Source organism: Cellulosimicrobium funkei, from assembly GCF_001019615.1.
Lineage (GTDB): Bacteria > Actinomycetota > Actinomycetes > Actinomycetales > Cellulomonadaceae > Cellulosimicrobium > Cellulosimicrobium cellulans_E.
The window spans coordinates 50,812-68,451 of sequence record NZ_JNBQ01000017.1 but is presented as its reverse complement, the minus strand read 5'-3'; the positions used below and the strand labels follow the sequence as shown (position 1 = coordinate 68,451).

Genomic DNA, 17,640 nt, shown 5'->3' with positions numbered 1-17,640 from the left:
TGCGCGGCGGACGCGCGCAGGCCCATGGAGATGCGTGACCCGGTGCGGTTCGCCTGGGCGGTGCGTGCCGTCCGCTCGCGGCGTGCGAGCTTGGTCTCGGCCTCGACGCGCTGGCGCTTCTCGGCCCGCAGCGTCTGCTCGGCGGTCCGCGCGGCCTGTGCCGCGGCGGCCTGGTCCGCCTCGAGCTGGTCGCGCCACGCGCTGTACGGGCCGCCGAACGTGGTGAGGCGGCCGGCGTGCAGCTCCGCCGTCTCGTCCATGTGCTCGAGGAGGTCGAGGTCGTGGCTCACGACGACGAGCGTCCCGGGCCAGTCGTCGACGAGCGCCGCGAGCCGTGCGCGGGTGCCGCGGTCGAGGTTGTTCGTCGGCTCGTCGAGCAGCGTGATCGCGCTGCGCCGCACGCGCAGCCCGCTGATCGCGACGAGCATCGCCTCGCCGCCGGACAGCTCGCCCACGCGCCGGTCGAGGCCGACGCCGTCGAGCCCGATCTCGGCGAGGGCCTGCGCGGCGCGCGCCTCGACGTCCCAGTCGTCGCCGACGGCGTCGAAGTGGCGCTCGTCGACGTCCCCGGACTCGATGGCCCGCAGCGCGGCGAGCGTGCCGTCGATGCCGAGGAGGCGCGCGACGCTCGCGTCCTGCCCGAGGGTCAGGGTCTGGGGCAGGTAGGCGACGTCGCCGCTCGTCGTGACGCGGCCCGACGTCGGGGCGAGCAGGCCGGCGACGAGGCGCAGGAGGGTGGACTTGCCGGCGCCGTTGTCGCCGACGAGGCCCGTGCGGCCGGTGCCGAACGTGCCGGTGAGGTGCGAGAGCGCGACGGTCCCGTCGGGCCACTCGAACGAGAGGTCGGTCAGGGTCACCGCGGAGCGGTGCAGGGTGGACATGAGGTGCTCCTCGTGCCCGCGGTGGCGCGGGCAGGGTCGTGCCGGGGAAGGACAGGTCGGCGTAGAGCGGTGCGGCGGGTCCAGGCACGACGAGTCCACGGCACGAGCCGCGAAGAACTGCCCGCGGGGGCTCCGTCACGGAGCCGAGGGCAAGAGGGTGCGCTGGGACGGGCCGCCGACGGCTCGGCGGCTAGAGTCTGTCGACCTCGATGAGCACGTGCCGATGCTATCAGCGCGCCTCAGTCCGGCGTCGGCCTGCTCCCGAGCGCGTGCACGAGCCCGGCCACCAGGGCCGCGGCAGCCGCGCTCGGGTGCGGCCGGGTCACGAGCCCGAGGGACCACGCCTCGGGAGCGTCGAGCGGGACCGCGACCGCGCCGTCGGCCGGCTCGTACATGTCGGCCGGCACCACCGCGACCCCGAACCCCGCGGCCACGAACGCCGGCAGGTCCCCGACGTCCGCGACCTCCGTGTCGGCGCGCGGCGCGACGCCCGCGTGCGCGAACGCGCGCTCGGCGACCACGCGGTTGCCGAACCCGCGCGGCGTCGTCACGACGTGCTCGTCGGCCAGGTCGCCCGGCGCGACCGACGCCGCCCCCGCGAGCGGGTGCCCGGCGGGCAGGACGGCGACGAACGTCGCGGACGTGAGGCGCGTGTACCGCAGGCCAGGGTGGTCCTGCGGGTCCAGCCCCGTGAACGCGACGTCGACGACCCCGCGGCGCACGTCCTCCCCGAGGCCCGTCGAGCCGGCAGGGCTCGGCGTCAGGCGCAGCTCGACGCCCGGGTGGCGCTCGCGGAACGCCGCGAGCACGCGCGGCAGGCCGAGGTAGCCGAGGTTGGTGAAGACCCCGAGGCGGACGGTACCGCGCACGAGGTGCGGGCCGGGCGCGACGGCGGCGTGTGCCTCGTCGACGGCGTCGAGGACCGCACGGGCCCGGGGGAGCAGCGCCTCGCCCTGCGAGGTGAGCGCGACGCTGCGCTTGGTCCGCTCGAACAGCCGGGCGCCCAGCTCGGCCTCCAGCGCGCGCACCCCCGCGGACACGCTCGACTGCACGGCGAACACGCGGGCCGCCGCGCGCGTGAAGCTCAGCTCCTCGGCGACGGCGACGAAGTACTCGAGCTGGCGCGTCTCCATGGAGCGAGGCTACCTAATGATCGGTGATCGCGATCAGAGGTATCGGCACAAGTCGTTGGACGCGATCACCCGACCGAGCGCACGGTGGTGCGCATGACCTCGACCTCGACGCGCACCCCGGACCTCGTCCGAACCTCTCCGCGGGCGACCCGGCGACGACCGCACGTCTCCCACGGCTCCGGCTTCCTCGTCGTGGCGCTCGCGTTCGCCACCGCCATGGCGTTCTCGACGGTCCCGACCCCGCTCTACCCCCTCTACCAGGTGCGCGACGGGCTCCCCACGGTCGCCGTGACCGTCGTCTTCGCCGCCTACGCGGTCGGCGTGGCCGCGAGCCTCTACCTCGTCGGCCACCTCAGCGACCGGTTCGGGCGCCGGCGCGTGCTGCTCCTCGGCCTCGCGGCCGAGCTCGTCGCGGCGGTGCTGTTCCTCGCGCTCGACGGGCTGGGCGGGCTCGTGGTCGCGCGGCTCGTCTCCGGTGCGGGGATCGGCGCCGTCACCGCGACGGCGACGGCGCACCTCGCCGAGCTGCGCGCGGTCGCGCGCCCGGACGGCCCGCGCGACGCGAGCGCGGTCGCCGGCCTGGCGAACATCGGCGGCCTCGCGCTCGGCCCGCTCGTCGGCGGACTGCTGGCCCAGGCCGCACCCGCCCCGCTCACGACGCCGTACGTCGCGTTCGCCGTCCTGCTCGCTGCCGCGGTGCTCGCCGCCGCGCTCGTGCCCGAGACGGTCGCGCCGCCGGTCGGCCTGTACGCGTACCGCCCGCAGCGCGTCGCGGTGCCGCGGTCCGGGCGCGGCGCCTTCGTCGCCGCCGCGGCGGCCGCGTTCGCCGGCTTCGCCGTGTTCGGACTCTTCACGTCCCTCACGCCGAGCGTGCTCTCGACGGTCATGCACGAGGACTCGCGACTGGTCGCGGGGCTCGTGTCCGCCGCGGTGTTCGCGTCCGCCGCGCTCGCCCAGCTCGCCTCCGGGCGACTCGCCGCGGCGCGGCAGGTGGCGCTCGCGGTCGCGCTGACGCTGACCGGGCTCGTCGTCCTCGCCGTCTCGGTGGGGCTCGCGTCCCTGCCGGGCTTCGTCGTCAGCGCGGTCGTCGCGGGGGCGGGCGTCGGCATCCTCTTCCGCGGCGCGCTCGCGACGGCGGGGTCGCTCGCCGAACCGCAGCGGCGCGGCGAGGTGCTCGCGGGGATCTTCCTCGTCGCCTACGTCGGGCTCGCAGTGCCCGTGCTGCTCCTCGGGCTCTCGCTGACCGTCGAGCCGCTGCGGCTCATGGTCGTCGTCTTCGCCGCCGCGACCGCGGTGCTCGTCGCGCTCGCCGCCCCGGGCCTGGCTCGCCGGTCCGCGCGAGGGTGACGTCCGCGCACCGTGACGTCCCGGCGCACGGCACACTGTGCCCGTGGTGTCACGAGGGCGACCCCGTCGGGGTGAGCGGCGCGCGACGGCGCGGGCCGCTCGCGTCGCCGCGGCGCGGTGGGCGGTCGCCCGGGCCCGGCGCATCGCGGTCGGCGCTTGCGGTGTGTGGCTGGTGAGCGTCGCGGCGGCCGCCCTGCTCGTGCTCGCCGCGCCGTCGCGCCGGCTGGTCTGGTCGGTCCAGCCCCCCACGCGCTCGGGGAGCCCGCCGGTCGAGGTCGAGGTCGTCGGCGCGGGGGCCGCGCTGCTGGTGGCGGGGGTCTCGCTGGCCGCCGTCGGGCTCGCGGGGGTCGGGATTCTCGTCGCCCGGCGGCGAGCCCGTGAGCCCGTCGACCGCACGCTGCCGCTGCCGCTCTGGTCGATCGCGAGCGTCGCCGTCGCGGCCGCGGTGGCCCCGAACCTCCTCGGCACCCTGGCCCTGTCGGCGTTCGGTGCGGGCGAGAGCATCGCGGTGGTGGTGCTCGGCATGTGGCCGTTCGTGGTCGGGCCGCTCACGGCGGCGTTCGCCGCCGAACGGGCGTCGAGCGGGGCGCGCGACGTCCGCTCGGCGGCTGCCCGCGACGAGAGCTCGGCGGGGTAGCGCTTTCCGTCCTCCGTGTGCCAGACTCGGCGACGCCGGTGGGAAACCGGTTTCTTGCGCCGACGAAGGAGTTGGGTGATGGCAGGACGGTGGGTGAGGGTCCCGCTGGCCGCGGCGACCGCGGTCGCGATGGCGGTGACGGGGACCGCGCTGACGAGCAGCGCAGCGCCGGACGCCGCGGGAGAGGACGGCGGGAACCCGGGCGGCGCGGGCGCGACGGACCTCGGCCGGCAGGTGCTCGGCGCGAACGACGGCTGGGGCGCCGCGAACGGCGGCACCACGGGCGGGACCGGGGCGAGCGCCGAGCACGTGTACGTCGTCGACACCTGGGACGAGCTGCGCGCCGCGCTGGGTGGCGCCGGGGCCCGGACCGATACGACGCCGCGCATCGTGTACGTCGACGGACGCATCGACGCGTTCGCCGGGACCAGCTGCGAGGCGATCGCCGCGACCGTCCCCGTCGCGGGGAGCGACGTCCCGTTCTCGATGGACGACTACGTCGCGGCCTACGACCCCGCGACGTACGGCTGGGTGGACCCGGCCGGTCCGCTCGAGGACGCGCGCGTGGTCGCCGCCGCGGAGCAGGCGACGCGCACGCTCCAGCACGTGGGGTCGAACGTGACGATCGTCGGCCTGGGCGCGGACGCGCAGGTCGTGGGCGCGAGCCTGCGGATCCGCGACGCGCGCAACGTCATCGTCCGCAACGTCACGTTCTCCGACGCGCGCGACTGCTTCCCCGCGTGGGACCCGGGCGACGGCGACGCCGGCAACTGGAACTCGGCGTACGACAACGTGTCGGTGTGGACGTCGGAGAACGTGTGGGTGGACCACAGCACGTTCGACGACGGCGAGCACCCGCCCTCGTCGCTGCCCACCGTGTTCGGCCGCCCGTACGAGATCCACGACGGGCTGCTCGACATCACGCACGGCTCGGACCACGTGACCGTCTCGTACAACCACTTCTCCGACCACGACAAGACGGCGATCCTCGGCTCCTCGGACAGCCGCACCCAGGACGCGGGCAAGCACAAGGTGACGTACCACCACAACCGGTGGACCGACGTCGGCCAGCGCGCCCCGCGCGTGCGCTTCGGCGACGTGCACGTCTACAACGAGCTGTACGAGCAGTCGCGCGAGGGCATCTTCCAGTACTACTGGGGCGCGGGCGTCGACTCGAGCATCTACGCCGAGAACAACGCGTTCGAGCTCGCCCCGGGCGTCGACCCGGCGCGGATCATCGGCCGGTACAAGGGCGAGCGGCTCTTCGAGACGGGCTCGACCGTCAACGGCGAGCCCGTCGACCTCCTCGCGGCCTACAACGCCTCGGTGGGAGAGGCGGACCGGCTCGCCGACGAGGCGCGCTGGACGCCGACGCTGCACGGGAGCATCGACCCGACGTGGGCCGTGCCTGCGATCGTGCGGTCGTCGGCGGGCGCGGGTCGTCTCGGCCCGGTCGACGCCCCGGCCTACGACCCGACCGCGACGTACGGCGCGGGCGACGTCGTCGTCCACGACGGCGCGGTGTTCCGCGCTCAGTGGTACGCGCGGGGAACGATCCCGGGCTCGGCGTGGGGTCCGTGGGAGGAGCTCGCCACCGACGAGCGCGGCGCGCCGGTCTGGACCCCGACGCGCGTGTTCCGGGCCGGCGACGCGGTCGTGCACGACGGCGCGGTGTGGGTGGCGCAGTGGTGGTCGCGCGGGCAGGAGCCGGGCGCCGGCTCGTGGGGCCCGTTCCGCGCGGTCGGCTGAGACCCGCGGCCGTCACCACGACCTCACGGGGACGACGAGGGGGTCGGTCGGCACGGCGCGCTGGGGGCGTCGTGCCGACCGGGTGCTCGCGCGGTGGGCGTGTCCCTCGACGTCGCGGCGTGCTCGCGGCAGACTCTCGCCGTCAGTCGTCCCCTCAGGAATCGACGTCGGGAGCGTGCGCAGGTGCGAGCGAAGCAGTGGGCAGCGGTGACGGCGGTGGTGCTGGGCGCCGTGGTTCTCAGTGGCTGCGACGGCGACGGTGAGGCCGACGCCGCTCCGCCGGCCGCCCCGGACGTCGCTGCGGTCGAGGACGCCGCGGGGGACGACACCGCGGAGGACGCTGCCGCCTGCGCCGCCTACGGCGACGTGCTGACGATCCTCGAGAACGCCGACCTCAGCCTGGCCGACGGTCGCATGGACGCGCAGGAGCGCGACGGCTGGTACCGGCTGGTGACCCGCGTGCTCGACCGCCTGCCGTCCGACGGGGACACTGCCGTGCAGACCGCGATCGGCGAGCTCCAGGAGGTCGCGCCGGCCCTCCCGCCCGGGGCGTTCGCGGAGTCGACCGGTGTGCACTCCCCGGAGTGGGACGACGCCGAGGGTGACCTCGGCGACGCGTGCGACGCCGTCGGCGCACCGCTGACCATCGACATGTTCACCGGAGGGTGACGCCCGGCGCGGTTCAGGTGGGCTCGGAGGCCGGTGCGAGCGTCGCAGCCAGCACCTGCCAGCGGTCGTCCGCCCGCACCCAGAGGCGCGTGTAGGTCAGCCGAGCGGAGACCGCGGCGCCGCCCTGGATCGCCTCGACGGCCGCGACCAGGCGGGTCACCCCGCTCGCGACGTCCTCCTGGACGTCCAGGGACACCTCCTCCAGGCGGGTGATCCGCAGGAAGCGCGAGCGGTGGCTCTCCAGGTCGTCCTCCTTGGAGAAGACGGACCCGTCCGGCCCGACGCCCACGCACCGGGGGTGCAGCAACGCGTCCAGCGCGTCGACGTCACTGGCGCGCTGGGCGGCCTGGAGCGCATGCTCAGCAGCGAGAAGACTCATCGTCCGAGTCTACGGAGGGGGACCCGGCCAGGGGCGGCTCGGGTGACGACTCGTCGCGCGTCGCGGCGACGGCGAGGCGAGGCGTCCCCCGCTCCGGTGTCATCGATTCGGGAGCGTGCTGGAACTAGTGCTCGCCGTCGAAGCGCATCAACTGACGGCCGTCGTCTGATTCCCAGAGATGACCGACCCATTGGATGTCGTGCGCATCGGTCCGGCGTCCGGAGACCAGGCGCGGCGCGACGTCCTCCCAGGCCGCGTCCGCCGCGTCGCCGACGTGGAACGTGAGGCCTTCGGGGTAGACGTCGGTGACCACGATGGCGCCGGCGGCGAGCACCTCGTTCCCGATCCTTCGGGTGACGCGTCGCGGGGTGCGGCGATAGACGACGTCATCGGGCGCTCGGAGGGATCCATCCGGGAGCTCTTCGGGCTCGACCGTCCACTGACCGTCCATGACGAGAGAGTAGAGGCGGAACCCGATCACGATCCCGGCCAGGACAACCGTGCCTCGGTAGACGACGGCGTGCTTGGCAGGGCGAGTAGCGAGCTCGTCATTGCTGGTGGCGACCGACGAACCGCACGACCGCGTGAGGCCTTGTCGGCAACCGGGCCATGAGCCCCGGGGCCCGGTTCGCGACCCGCGTCGACGCCACGCCTGGGTTACCGAGAAGACCCGCTTCAACCGTCCATTGCCGAGAGCTCGACGCGTTCGACACCCCAGCCGAGCGCCTCGTGCCGTTCGACGCGCCAGCCCGCGCGCTCCGCGAGCCGCGCGACGTCGTCGGGCGTGCGCGGTGCCGTACCGGTCGTCGCCAGCGAGAGCAGGGCGTGCTCGTGGGCGTGGGGGCTGAGCCCGTCCGGCGTGAAGTCCTCGACGAGGACCGCGCGCGGCGCGGCGGTCCGCATCACGACGAGGAGGTCGACGACCTCGTCGTCGGTGCGGTGGCCGGTCCCGAGCGCGCTCACGGCGACGTCGGTCGCAGGCCACGTCTCGGCGGCGGCGTGCGTCGTGACCGCTCCGGCCTGCTCGCGCAGGACCCCGAGCGGGACCGCGTCCTCGACGAGCGTCGTCGCGCGCTCGCCCGGGACCTCGGCGAGCAGGTCGGCGACGACGAGCGCGCCGGGGCCGCCGAGCGCGACGGACCGCGCGTCCGCCCAGATCGGCCAGGTGCCGAGGCCGGTGAGCACGTACGGGAGCACGTCGGCGCCCTCGACGACCTCCGCGGCGCGGTCGGCGTCCGCCTCGACCTCGGCGCGCAACGACCGGCCGCGCGCGCGTGACCAGGCCGGGACGCCGTCGCGCAGGGCGGGGGCGAGCGCGGCGAGCGCCAGGACGGCGTCCGCCTCGAGCCCCTCGTACTCCTCGCGCTCGTGCTCGTCGTCGAGGAGGTCCTCACCCGCGTCGCCCAGGGCGACCTTGTCGCCGTCGAGGGTCACGACGCCCGACGCCGCGAGCACGCCCACCAGGGCGCGGACCGCGTCCGGCGCGACGCGCGCCACCTCGGCGAGGGTCGCGAGGTCGCGAGGCCCCGCGCCCAGCTCGTCGAGCAGGCCGAGCTGGAGCGCGGCGCGGGTCGCGAACCAGGGCACGGGGGACGGGACCCCCGTGGGCTGCGACTCCGCCTCGGCCGCAGGCCCCTGGGCCGGCGCCGGGGCGGCAGCCGGTTCCGCGTGCCAGTAACCGGTGACGTCGACGTGCGTGCGCGGCACGGCGCGCTCGCGCGTGAGGTAGCGCCGCACGGGCAGGAGCGCGCGGCTCTCGCTCGCCGCCCACGCGTAGACCTGGCCGGGCCACCACTCCAGAGCGCGCACGGCGTCGTCGAGCGCGGCGCGGTCGCCCTCCGGCGCGACGACCCACCGCACGGAGTCGCCCGCGCGCAGCGCGAGGTCCTGCCGGGCCGCCTCGACGCCGATCGTCACGACGACCTGCACGGGCACGTCGACCGGACGCTCGTCGAGGAAGCGCCCGATCGCGGGCAGCGCCGTCTCGTCGCCGGCGAGCAGGGCCCAGTCGACGTCGTCGGGCCAGACCGTGGAGGCCTTGGGGCCCACGAACCACAGCTCGCTGCCCGGGCGCGCGGCCTGGGCCCACGCCGCGGCCGGGCCGTCGCCGTGCAGCACGAGGTCGAGGTCGAGCTCGCCCGCCGCCGCGTCCCAGCGGCGGGGGGTGTAGTCGCGGCCTTGCCGGTTCGGCGCGGGCGGCCAGTCGATCCCGTGCGCGCGCTGCACGGGCAGCGCGGCGGCGAGGTCGCCGTCGGCGGCGAGCACGATCTTCACGTGGTCGTCGAACCACGGCGCGTCGAACGCCGGCATCGGCAGGCCGTCGCGCTCGAAGGCCCCGAGCTCGGGCCCGACGAGCGTCACCCGGCGCATGCGAGGCGTCACGTCGACGACGCGCGCGACCTCGACGCGCCGCAGCACCAGCGGGTGCGTGCGCAGGCGGTGCTGGGCCATCAGGAGAACTGCTCCTCGACGACGTCGAGCAGGGCCATGGCCTCGTGGTAGTCCCCGCGGATCGTCCACGTGGGCAGCTCGTGCGCCGTGCCGGCGACGAACGACGGCAGGCCCGCGTACACCGGGTCGGCGGAGAGGGCGTCGACGTCGATCTCCGCGCCGTTGAACCCGATGACGAACACGTTCGGCGCGCTGACCACGGACGTCACCTGCTCTGCCGAGACCTCGAACATGTCGCCCCCGGGCGTGTACGGCTCGGCGCCGGTCTCCTCCTGGATCGGCTGGATCGCGAAGCCCAGGTCGGCGAACGTGTTCGGGAGCGCCTCGCCCTCGATGAGCGCGAACGCCTTGCCCTCCGACGTCAGCGCCAGGAAGGCCGTCTCGCCCTCCGGGACGGTGATCGCGTCGGCCACCTCGGCGACGCGTGCGTCGTACCCGGCGACGAGCTCGTCGTACGTCGCGGCGTCGTCGAACACGTCCTGCGCGAGGAACGCGAACTGCTCCTGCCACGTCGTGTACGTGCCGCTGACGAGGACGGTGGGGGCGATCTGGCTCAGGCCGTCGTAGACGTCGGTCGCCTGCTTGAGCGGGAAGCCCCAGCCGCCGCCCACGATGAGGTCGGGCTCGAGGGCGAGGATCGCCTCGAGGTTGTAGCCGTCGGCGCTCCACTCGATGAGCTCGGTGCCGTCGGCCTCGGCCTCCTCGGCCCAGAAGGTGGAGAACTTCGGGTCCGGGTCGTCGGTCACCTCGGGGACCGTGGCGAGCACCGGCACGTCGAGCGCGTACAGGTACCCGGCGAGGGCGTGGTTGAGCACGACGACGCGCCGCGGGTCGGTCGGGACGGTGACGTCGCCCTGGTCGGTCGTCACGACCCGCTCGGCAGCGGTCTCGGAGGCGGTCGTGTCGGGCTCCGCGGACGGCTCGGCGCCCGCGTCCGACGGCGTCGTGTCGGCGGAGCATCCCGCCAGCGCGAGCGTCGCGGCGGCGACGAGCGCGCTCAGCGCGGCGAGGGGACGGCGGGCGGGGCGACGTGACGACAGCATGGAACCTCACACTCGGCAGCAGGGACGCGGGGGCCGCACGGCGTACCGGGGCGCACCTCGCGAGGTTAGGCTAACCACACCTGACGGACGGCCCGCGTCCGAACATGACACGACCCGTCCCGGAGACGACACGGCGACCTGGGACCCGCGAGCCAGGGGAGAGGAGCGCGCATGACCCCGACCGGGCTGGGCGCCGTCGTCCCCGAGCACTCCGTCCGCTTCCTCGGGCACGACACCCACGCGCACGACGAGCCGCACCTCGTCCACGTCGTCGCCGGCACCGCGGAGCTCGTCGTCGACGGCGCGCCCCTGACCCTGCGGACGCACGAGAACCTCTGGCTCGCCCCGCGCGTCCCGCACGCGATGCGCCTCCCCGGCGACTCGATGGCGATCGGCCCCGTGCTCTCGCCCGGGGTCGAGCCGCCGACGCGCGTCCACCGCCTCGGCGTCGTGCCCGCCCTCACCACCGTGCTCACGGCCGTCCTGTGCGCGGCCCCGGCGACGCCCGAGCAGGTCGCCCCGTTCCGCGCCGCGCTCGAGGAGGTCCTGCGGGGGCTCGCGGGCGACTACTTCGTCCTGCGGCTGCCCGTGCACCCCGTGGCGCGGGCCGTGGCGGAGGAGGCCCGCCGGGGCGTCGCGACGCTCGACGAGCTCGCCGACCGGCGCCGCGCCAGCGCGCGGCACGTCCAGCGCCTCTTCGTCGAGGAGACCGGGCTCGCGTTCGGGCGCTGGCGCACGCGCGCCCACCTCAACGTCGCCGTCGCCCGGCTGCGCGGCGGGTCGCACCTCGATGCCGCGGCGCGCGCCGCGGGCTACGCGTCGCGCGCCGGGCTGCTGCGCGCGCTGAGCCGGGAGACCGGGTTGCCGGTCGCCGACCTCGCGCGCGACCCGGTCGCGGTGCTCGCGACCCGTCCGCCCGAGGGGTCGGGGGACCGGGTCGTGCCGGCGAGCGCCTGAGCTACGCCTGCCCGGCCGTCGGACCCGGTGTCCGGACGACCCGGTAGCGCAGCGCGGTCCGCGCGCCGAGCTCGTCGACCCGCACCTTCTCCAGCGCGGCGGGCGCCTCGCCGTCGAACAGCCGGACGCCGGCCCCGAGCAGGACCGGCATGACCTCCACCGCGAGCTCGTCGACGAGCCCGGCGGCCCAGAGCTGGTGGAAGACGTCGGCCCCGCCGATGAAGGTCACGTCGCGCTCGCCCGCGGCGTCGCGGGCCTGCCGGACCGCCGACTCGACGCCGTCCGTGACGAACGTGACCCACAGCCGCTCGTTGCGCTTCGGCGCGACCGGCGGCGGCGTGTGGGTGACGACGAAGATCGGCACCTGGAACTCGTAGCCGTCCGCGTAGCCGTCAGGGTCCGGGGCCATGTCGTACGTGCGCCGGCCCATGAGGACGGCGCCGGTCCGCTCCTGGAGCTCCCGCAGGTACGCGCTGCTCGCCAGCTCCTCGAAGTCCGCGTACAGCGCCTCGATGCTTCCGTCGGCGTCCTGGACGTAGCCGTCCAGCGACACCGCTGCTCCTGCGACCACCGTGGCCATGCTCTCCTCCTGGGTTCGAGATGCTGGGTCGAGGGGGAGACCAGCCCTGCGCCGCCGACTCATCGGTCCCGGCCTCGCGACCCACGACCCCGGAGCCGTGGGCACGGGACACTGGGTGCATGACCGTCGAGAAGGACGCCGTGCCCCTCGTGCCCGGAACCGCGCAGCCGCCTGCCGAGGTCGCGGACCCGGGCGCCCTCCTCGCGCGCGTGCGCGCGCTCCGCGAGCGATCGGGCGGCGGGCGCGTCGTCGTCGGGATCGCGGGCAGCCCGGGCGCGGGCAAGACGACGCTCGCGCTCCGGCTCGTGGAGGCGCTCGGACCGGAGGCGGTGCACCTGCCGATGGACGGGTTCCACCTCGCGAACGCGACGCTCGACCGGCTGGGCCGCCACGACCGCAAGGGCGCGCTCGACACGTTCGACGGCTGGGGCTTCGTCGCCCTGCTGCGCCGGGTGCGCGCGGAGCGCGACCACACCGTGTACGCGCCGTCCTTCCACCGCGAGGTGGACGAGCCCGTGGCCGGGGAGATCGCCGTCGATCCGTCGCACGCGGTCGTCGTGGTCGAGGGGAACTACCTCCTCGTGCCGGAGGAGCCGTGGGGGAGGGTGCGCGACCTGCTCGACGAGGCGTGGTTCTGCGGCACGGACGACGCCGAGCGCGAGCGGCGCCTCGTCGACCGGCACACGCGCCACGGGCGCACCGTCGAGGCCGCGACCGCCTGGGCGAACGAGGTCGACGGGCGCAACGCGCTCCTCGTGGAGTCGACCCGCTCGCGCGCCGACCTCGTGGTGTCCGGGGCGATCCGGTTCGACGCCGTGCCTCAGGCGAGGTCCACGTCGGCGTAGAGCGCGGCGTGGTCGGAGGCGGCGTGCGTCGCCGACGTCATCGTGTCGTAGTGGGGGAACAGCGTGCCCTTCGTGCCGCCCCACACGCCCATGCGGAACACCGACCCGCCGACGGTGCGGTCGAACAGCGCGGGGGACAGCAGCACGTAGTCGATCTTCTGGCCCGCGGTCCCGTTGCCGTACGTGCCCGGCCTCCCGTCGCCGCGGAACGCCGGGTGCTCGCTCACGTCGCGCAGGTCGGTCCCCTCGAGCAGCGGCCGCAGCGGGGTGGACGACGGGGTGTCGTTGAGGTCGCCCACGACCACGACGTTCTCCTCGCCGCGGGCGCGCAGCGCGGCGTAGATCGCGGCGGTGCGGGTCGCCTGGCGGCGCCGGGTCGCGTCGGACTCGGCCTGCGTGCCGTAGCCCTTGGACTTGAAGTGGTTGACCAGCACGGTGAGCGTGCCGCCGCCGGGCAGCTCGACGACGTACTCCGGGCAGTCGCGCCCGAACACCAGGCGCCCGCGCGAGTCGCGGTCGTCGACGTGCGAGCGCACGGTCCCGATCCGGTACGGGCGCGTCGTGAGCAGCCCGACGTCGATCCCGCGGTCGTCGTTGCCGTCGATGACCATGACGTGGGGGTAGACCGGGCGACCGGCGCGCGTGACGACTCCCGCGTCGGTGAAGTGCTTGAGCGCGACCCGGCTCTCGGCCTCGACGACGGCCAGGACGTCGGCGTCGACGTCGGCGACGACGCGCGCCGTGTGCGTCATGGCGAGCTCGTCGACCCGGTCCTTGACGAGGTCGACCCAGCCGACCCAGTCGCCGCGCCCGGTGGCGACGACCTCGGTGCGCGCGGTGCCCGCCGCCTGCGAGCCCGTGCGACGCACGAGCCGGCCGCGCACCTGGCGCAGCACCGCGAGCGCCGCGGAGTCGGAGCGCAGCAGGCCCAGGGTCTCCAGGTGCTGCAGGATCTCCGCCCGCACGTCCGGCCCGTACTGCTCCTCGGCGACGAGCGCGTTGACCCGGGCGTGCGCCGCGAGGACCGGGTTGCCGCCGGTGAGCGGGCCCGCCATCGCGCGCGGGCGTTCGAACAGGTTCTCGACGTTGAACGTCCCGATCCGGAACCTCGCCATCGTGGTCTCCCTCGCGCGGTCCGGGACCCGGGGTGGGTGCGAGACGCGGACCGGCTCTATCGGGAGGGAGGGCGCGCCGCCCGGTCCCGGACGGTCGACGGCGTCGCGCCCCGGGAGGCAGGGCGCAGGCGTAGGGAAGCCCGGCCGGTGTCACCGCCACCGGCCGGGCGGCCTGGGGAGCCGACCGCAGCGCAGGTCGGCGGACCCGTCAGCGTCTGCGCGGGGCGGGCGCCGACGGGTAGATGTCGCGGAACGTGGGCTCGAACGGGCGTCTGAGCATCCGCAGACCGGCCTGCTCGGGGGTGCGGCCGCCCTTGGTCGCGTTGCACGGCTCGCACGCGGCGACGGCGTTGAGCCACGTCGTGGTCCCGCCCTGGCAGCGCGGGACCACGTGGTCCATGGTCGTCGCCGTCCCGCCGCAGTACGCGCAGCGGTACCGGTCGCGGCGCAGCAGCGCCGCGCGCGAGTACGGCACGCGACCCTGGCGCTCGTACACCCACCGCGCGTGCACGTACCGCACGAGCGCGACCGAGCGCGGCCGCTGGTACGGGCCGAACGTCTCGCCCTCGACGGCCTCGAGCACCTCGGCGACGCGCCGGTGCAGCATGCGGATCGCGTGGCGCAACGACACGCGGCCGAGCTCCTGGCTGCCGCCGAGGTTGTAGATGACCACCTCGCTCATCGTCGCGCCTCCTGTCGTGTCGGTGGCCGTGGCGGCCGTGACGTGGGGCCCGAACTGGGGAGGACGACGAGAGCCGCCCCAGGACGGTGCCCCAGGACGGCTCTTCGGGTGGACGACGTACGTCGTCTACCTGAGGAGCGCCCTTCGGGACGGGTCGGTGGACCACTGGTGCAGCACGCGGGTCCACCTCCCCTTCACCGGTCGTCATGGTCGAGCGTCCGGGCGGGTTCGACCGGACGCCACGAGGCTATGCCCGCGATCGTCCGACGTCCACGGTTTTGCCCGGGCAGGTCGCCGGCGTCAGGTGCCCGCCCCGGCCGGGGCGCGCGCCGCGCGGGGCCGGCCGGCGAGGGCGAGCTGTACCAGCAGCGCACCCGACAGCACCCAGACCAGGCCGGCGGCCGAGATCGTCCCGCCGGCGAGCCACGCGACCGCGCCGGCGGCCACGACCGGGACGGCGAGCAGGACGGCGGTGCGCGCGTCGTGCAGCACCGCGTGCACCCCCGCGGACACGAGCCCGTGCACGGCGAACGCGCCGACGAGCAGCGCGAGCTCGCCGGGGTCGAGCGCGCGCGCCGGACGGTCCAGGACGCCCCCGAGCGCGCCCGCGAGCGTCGCGAGCGCCCCGGTGGTCACCAGGTGCAGGAACCACGCCGACCGCGGCGGCACCCCGGCGGGACGCAGCAGCGCGACGCCCGCGTAGCCCGACCGCACGGTGAGGGCCCACAGACCCACCAGCAGCGTGAACGCCCCGGCTCCGGCGACGAGGAGCGTGCGGTCCCACTCGGCCTCGCTCGCGGCGTCGATCGCCTGGATGAGGCCCTCGCCGAGCACGATGATGACGAACAGGCCCAGCCGTTCGCCGAGGTGCGGGACGTCGCTCACGGCCGCGTCGACCGTCGTCGGCACCTCGGGTCCCCGAGCATCCGCCGGGCCTCCTGCGCCGCGCCGTCCGCCGCGGCCGCGCTCCTCGTGGGTATGCCCCGCGGGCGCGCGCCCCGAACGTCCCCGGGCGGCGCTCCCCTTGCGGTCGCGTCGGCCGCCGCGTCCACGACCCCGGCGCTCGCGGACCTCGTCGAGGCGCTCCTGGGCTCGCTGCACGAGGCGCTCGCCCGAGAGGGTGAGCAGCAGGAGGAGGTCGATCCCGAGGCCGACGGCCCACAGCGTGTACCGGGTCTGGCCGTCGAACCACCACGACACGATCCACGGCACGACGCCGGTCAGCGCCTGCACCACGGGCAGGTCGACGACGACGGTCGTGCGGCGCCAGGGTCGCGCCGCGACGAGGCGGCCCACCACGTACGCGACGGCGAACGCCTGCGCGTGCTCGTCGTGGATGCCCGGCACCGCGGCGATCATCACGGCGAGCGCGGCCATCCCGGCGAGGATCGGCAGCGCCCGGGCGCCCTCGCCCGCGACGTTCCCGTACGTGGTGAAGCACGCCCACACGAGCCAGAACGCCGTGTACGCGACGACGTAGAGGGCGAGCCCGCCGAGGTCGTGGTCCTCCTGGAGCAGGTGGGCGAGCATGCCGATGCCCGCGACGACGACGAGGTCGAAGAAGAGCTCGAGCCACGACGCGTGGCGCTCCTCCCCGACGGGCGACGTCCCCGCGGCGGGCGCGGGGGCTGTCACGGCCGCGGGGTCTGCGCGGGCTGCGGCGGGGTCTGCGCGGGCTCGAGCGGCAGGTGCACGACGAACCGCGTGTCGCCGGGCACGGACGTCACCGTGAGGTCGCCGTGGTGCTTGTTGACGACGATCCGCCACGAGATGTCGAGGCCGAGCCCGGTTCCCTGCCCGACGGGCTTGGTCGTGAAGAACGGCTCGAAGATCCGGGGGCGCACGTCGTCGGGGATGCCGGGGCCCGTGTCGGCGATCTCGACCTCGGCGCGGTCGTCGGCGCGGCGGGTCGTGACCGTGAGCGTGCCGGACCCGCCCATCGCCTGCGCGGCGTTCTCGACGAGGTTGGTCCACACCTGGTTGAGCTCGGCCGCGTAGACGGGCACGGGCGGCAGGGTCGTGTCGTAGCGGCGCACGACCTCGACGCCCGCGAGCGCGTGGTCGAGCATCGTCAGGGTCGAGTCCAGGAGCTCGTGCAGGTCGACCGGCCGGAAGGGCGCGCGGTCGAGCTGGGAGTACTGGCGCGCCGCGCCGACGAGCGTGGAGATGCGCACGGTCGCGTCCTCGATCTCGGCCATGAGCTGCTCGGTCTCGATCGTGTACGCGAGCCAGCTCACCGCGCCGGTGAGCGCACCGGCGTCGACGCGCTCGGCGACGCGGTCGAGCCACGGTTCGTCGATCCCGGCCTGGACGAGCGCGGGCGACACGCGCCAGCCCTCGGGCAGGCCGTGGTCGTCGAGCCAGTCGGTGAGGCGGTCCTCGAGGTCGGACGTCTCCAGCGCGCCGACGGCGTCCGCCGTGCGAGTGTCCGCGTAGCGTTCGAGCGCCTCCTCCTGGAGCCGGATGAGCTCGGCGAGGGTGGCGCGGTCGTAGGGGCCGTCGGCGATGAGCGCGAGCTTGTGCCGCATGGCCGCGACGCGCTCGCGCAGCGTCCCGGTCGCGCGGACCGCGGCCGCGGCGGGGTTGTTGAGCTCGTGCGTCAGGCCCGCGGAGAGCGACCCGAGGGCGAGCAGCCGCTCGCGCTGCCCGACGAGCTGCTGCGCGTCGCGCGTGCCCCAGAACACGCCCTCGAGCAGGTGCACGGCCATGGGGAACCACTCCGTCATGAGCTTGGCGAAGTCGTGCGCCTCGAGGACGAAGAGGCGCGAGGGCTCCAGGGCGCGCGCCGAGTGCAGGTAGGTCTGGGGGAGTCGGTCGCCGAGGTACGCGTTCCACGCGCCCATGTAGACGCCGACCTGGTGCGTGCGCGAGACCTCGACCTCGTCCTCGCCGACGCGCCGGTAGAGCGCGACGCCGCCGTCGAGCAGGACGTAGAACGCCTCGGCGGGCGTGCCCTCGTGGAACAGCCAGCCCGCGTCGTGGCGCTCGACGTGGCCGGTGGCGCACAGCCAGGCGAGCTGGTCGTCGGTGAGGTGCTCGAAGAGGAACGTCGCGCGCAGCTCGTCGACGTCGCACGGCAGCCACCCGCGGGCGGCCGCCGCAGCGGAGGCGCCCGGGGTGGGCGGGGTCGTGGTGGGGTCCTCGGTGCTGGTCACGGTGTCGCCTCCGGGTC

The 17,640-nt window shown here is 75.3% G+C and carries 17 protein-coding genes; 6 read left to right on the top strand and 11 right to left on the bottom strand.

The genetic code is table 11. The annotated features are described in order from the left end of the window. Together FB00_RS13135 and FB00_RS13130 are read right to left on the bottom strand one after the other, a co-directional pair. On the bottom strand, positions 1-881 hold an 881-nt coding region (locus tag FB00_RS13135), incomplete at its 3' end, for an ATP-binding cassette domain-containing protein (protein ID WP_047233368.1). Positions 882-1,120: 239 nt separating this feature from the next. Beyond that, a complete protein-coding gene (locus FB00_RS13130; protein ID WP_047233367.1) occupies positions 1,121-2,014 on the bottom strand; it encodes a LysR family transcriptional regulator in 894 nt (297 codons plus the stop codon). A 93-nt stretch (positions 2,015-2,107) separates the two neighbouring features. Here FB00_RS13130 and FB00_RS13125 point away from each other — a divergent pair, with 93 nt between their 5' ends. The 4 genes from FB00_RS13125 to FB00_RS13110 all read left to right on the top strand — a co-directional run bounded on the left by FB00_RS13125 (position 2,108) and on the right by FB00_RS13110 (position 6,416). Next, entirely contained in the window at positions 2,108-3,361 is a 1,254-nt protein-coding gene (locus FB00_RS13125) for an MFS transporter (RefSeq protein WP_047233383.1), read from the top strand. A gap of 172 nt (positions 3,362-3,533) precedes the next feature. Further along, positions 3,534-3,998, top strand: a complete 465-nt coding sequence (locus FB00_RS13120; RefSeq protein ID WP_156186397.1) for a hypothetical protein — start codon at positions 3,534-3,536, stop codon at positions 3,996-3,998. A 93-nt stretch (positions 3,999-4,091) separates the two neighbouring features. Continuing rightward, entirely contained in the window at positions 4,092-5,747 is a 1,656-nt protein-coding gene (locus tag FB00_RS13115) for a right-handed parallel beta-helix repeat-containing protein (protein ID WP_052877654.1), read from the top strand. A gap of 183 nt (positions 5,748-5,930) precedes the next feature. Continuing rightward, positions 5,931-6,416 (top strand): hypothetical protein, encoded by a 486-nt coding sequence (locus FB00_RS13110; RefSeq protein WP_047233365.1) that lies wholly within the window; start codon positions 5,931-5,933, stop codon positions 6,414-6,416. A 13-nt stretch (positions 6,417-6,429) separates the two neighbouring features. Here the strand turns inward: FB00_RS13110 and FB00_RS13105 are convergent, their stop codons facing one another. From FB00_RS13105 to FB00_RS13090, 4 genes are all read right to left on the bottom strand, one after another. Then, positions 6,430-6,795, bottom strand: a complete 366-nt coding sequence (locus tag FB00_RS13105) for a nuclear transport factor 2 family protein (protein WP_047233364.1) — start codon at positions 6,793-6,795, stop codon at positions 6,430-6,432. A 124-nt stretch (positions 6,796-6,919) separates the two neighbouring features. Beyond that, a complete protein-coding gene (locus FB00_RS13100; protein WP_156186396.1) occupies positions 6,920-7,246 on the bottom strand; it encodes a hypothetical protein in 327 nt (108 codons plus the stop codon). Positions 7,247-7,470: 224 nt separating this feature from the next. Further along, entirely contained in the window at positions 7,471-9,246 is a 1,776-nt protein-coding gene (locus tag FB00_RS13095) for a siderophore-interacting protein (protein ID WP_047233362.1), read from the bottom strand. Further along, complete coding sequence (locus FB00_RS13090) at positions 9,246-10,289, bottom strand: ABC transporter substrate-binding protein (RefSeq protein WP_047233361.1); 1,044 nt, start codon at positions 10,287-10,289, stop codon at positions 9,246-9,248. Before FB00_RS13090 ends, FB00_RS13095 begins: the two co-directional genes overlap by 1 nt. Before the next feature lie 171 nt (positions 10,290-10,460). Between FB00_RS13090 and FB00_RS13085 the strand changes: the two genes are divergently transcribed. Then, entirely contained in the window at positions 10,461-11,246 is a 786-nt protein-coding gene (locus tag FB00_RS13085; RefSeq protein ID WP_047233360.1) for a helix-turn-helix domain-containing protein, read from the top strand. Position 11,247: 1 nt separating this feature from the next. Here FB00_RS13085 and FB00_RS13080 read toward each other — a convergent pair whose 3' ends face one another. Then, a complete protein-coding gene (locus FB00_RS13080) occupies positions 11,248-11,826 on the bottom strand; it encodes a dihydrofolate reductase family protein (RefSeq protein WP_047233359.1) in 579 nt (192 codons plus the stop codon). A gap of 119 nt (positions 11,827-11,945) precedes the next feature. Here FB00_RS13080 and FB00_RS13075 point away from each other — a divergent pair, with 119 nt between their 5' ends. Next, positions 11,946-12,671, top strand: a complete 726-nt coding sequence (locus tag FB00_RS13075; protein ID WP_082141283.1) for a nucleoside/nucleotide kinase family protein — start codon at positions 11,946-11,948, stop codon at positions 12,669-12,671. Here the strand turns inward: FB00_RS13075 and FB00_RS13070 are convergent. From FB00_RS13070 to FB00_RS23005, 4 genes are all read right to left on the bottom strand, one after another. Continuing rightward, positions 12,647-13,786: an endonuclease/exonuclease/phosphatase family protein gene (locus FB00_RS13070; RefSeq protein ID WP_047233358.1), complete on the bottom strand. Its 1,140-nt coding sequence runs from the start codon at positions 13,784-13,786 to the stop codon at positions 12,647-12,649. The genes FB00_RS13075 and FB00_RS13070 overlap by 25 nt on opposite strands. A 208-nt stretch (positions 13,787-13,994) precedes the next feature. Continuing rightward, a complete protein-coding gene (locus FB00_RS13065) occupies positions 13,995-14,468 on the bottom strand; it encodes an HNH endonuclease (RefSeq protein ID WP_047233357.1) in 474 nt (157 codons plus the stop codon). 300 nt (positions 14,469-14,768) lie between these two features. Further along, positions 14,769-16,103, bottom strand: coding sequence for a low temperature requirement protein A (locus tag FB00_RS13060; RefSeq protein WP_047233356.1), 1,335 nt, complete (start codon positions 16,101-16,103; stop codon positions 14,769-14,771). Further along, a complete protein-coding gene (locus FB00_RS23005; protein WP_269430012.1) occupies positions 16,100-17,623 on the bottom strand; it encodes an ATP-binding protein in 1,524 nt (507 codons plus the stop codon). The genes FB00_RS13060 and FB00_RS23005 overlap by 4 nt, the downstream gene beginning before the upstream one ends. Between the last annotated feature and the right edge of the window lie 17 nt (positions 17,624-17,640).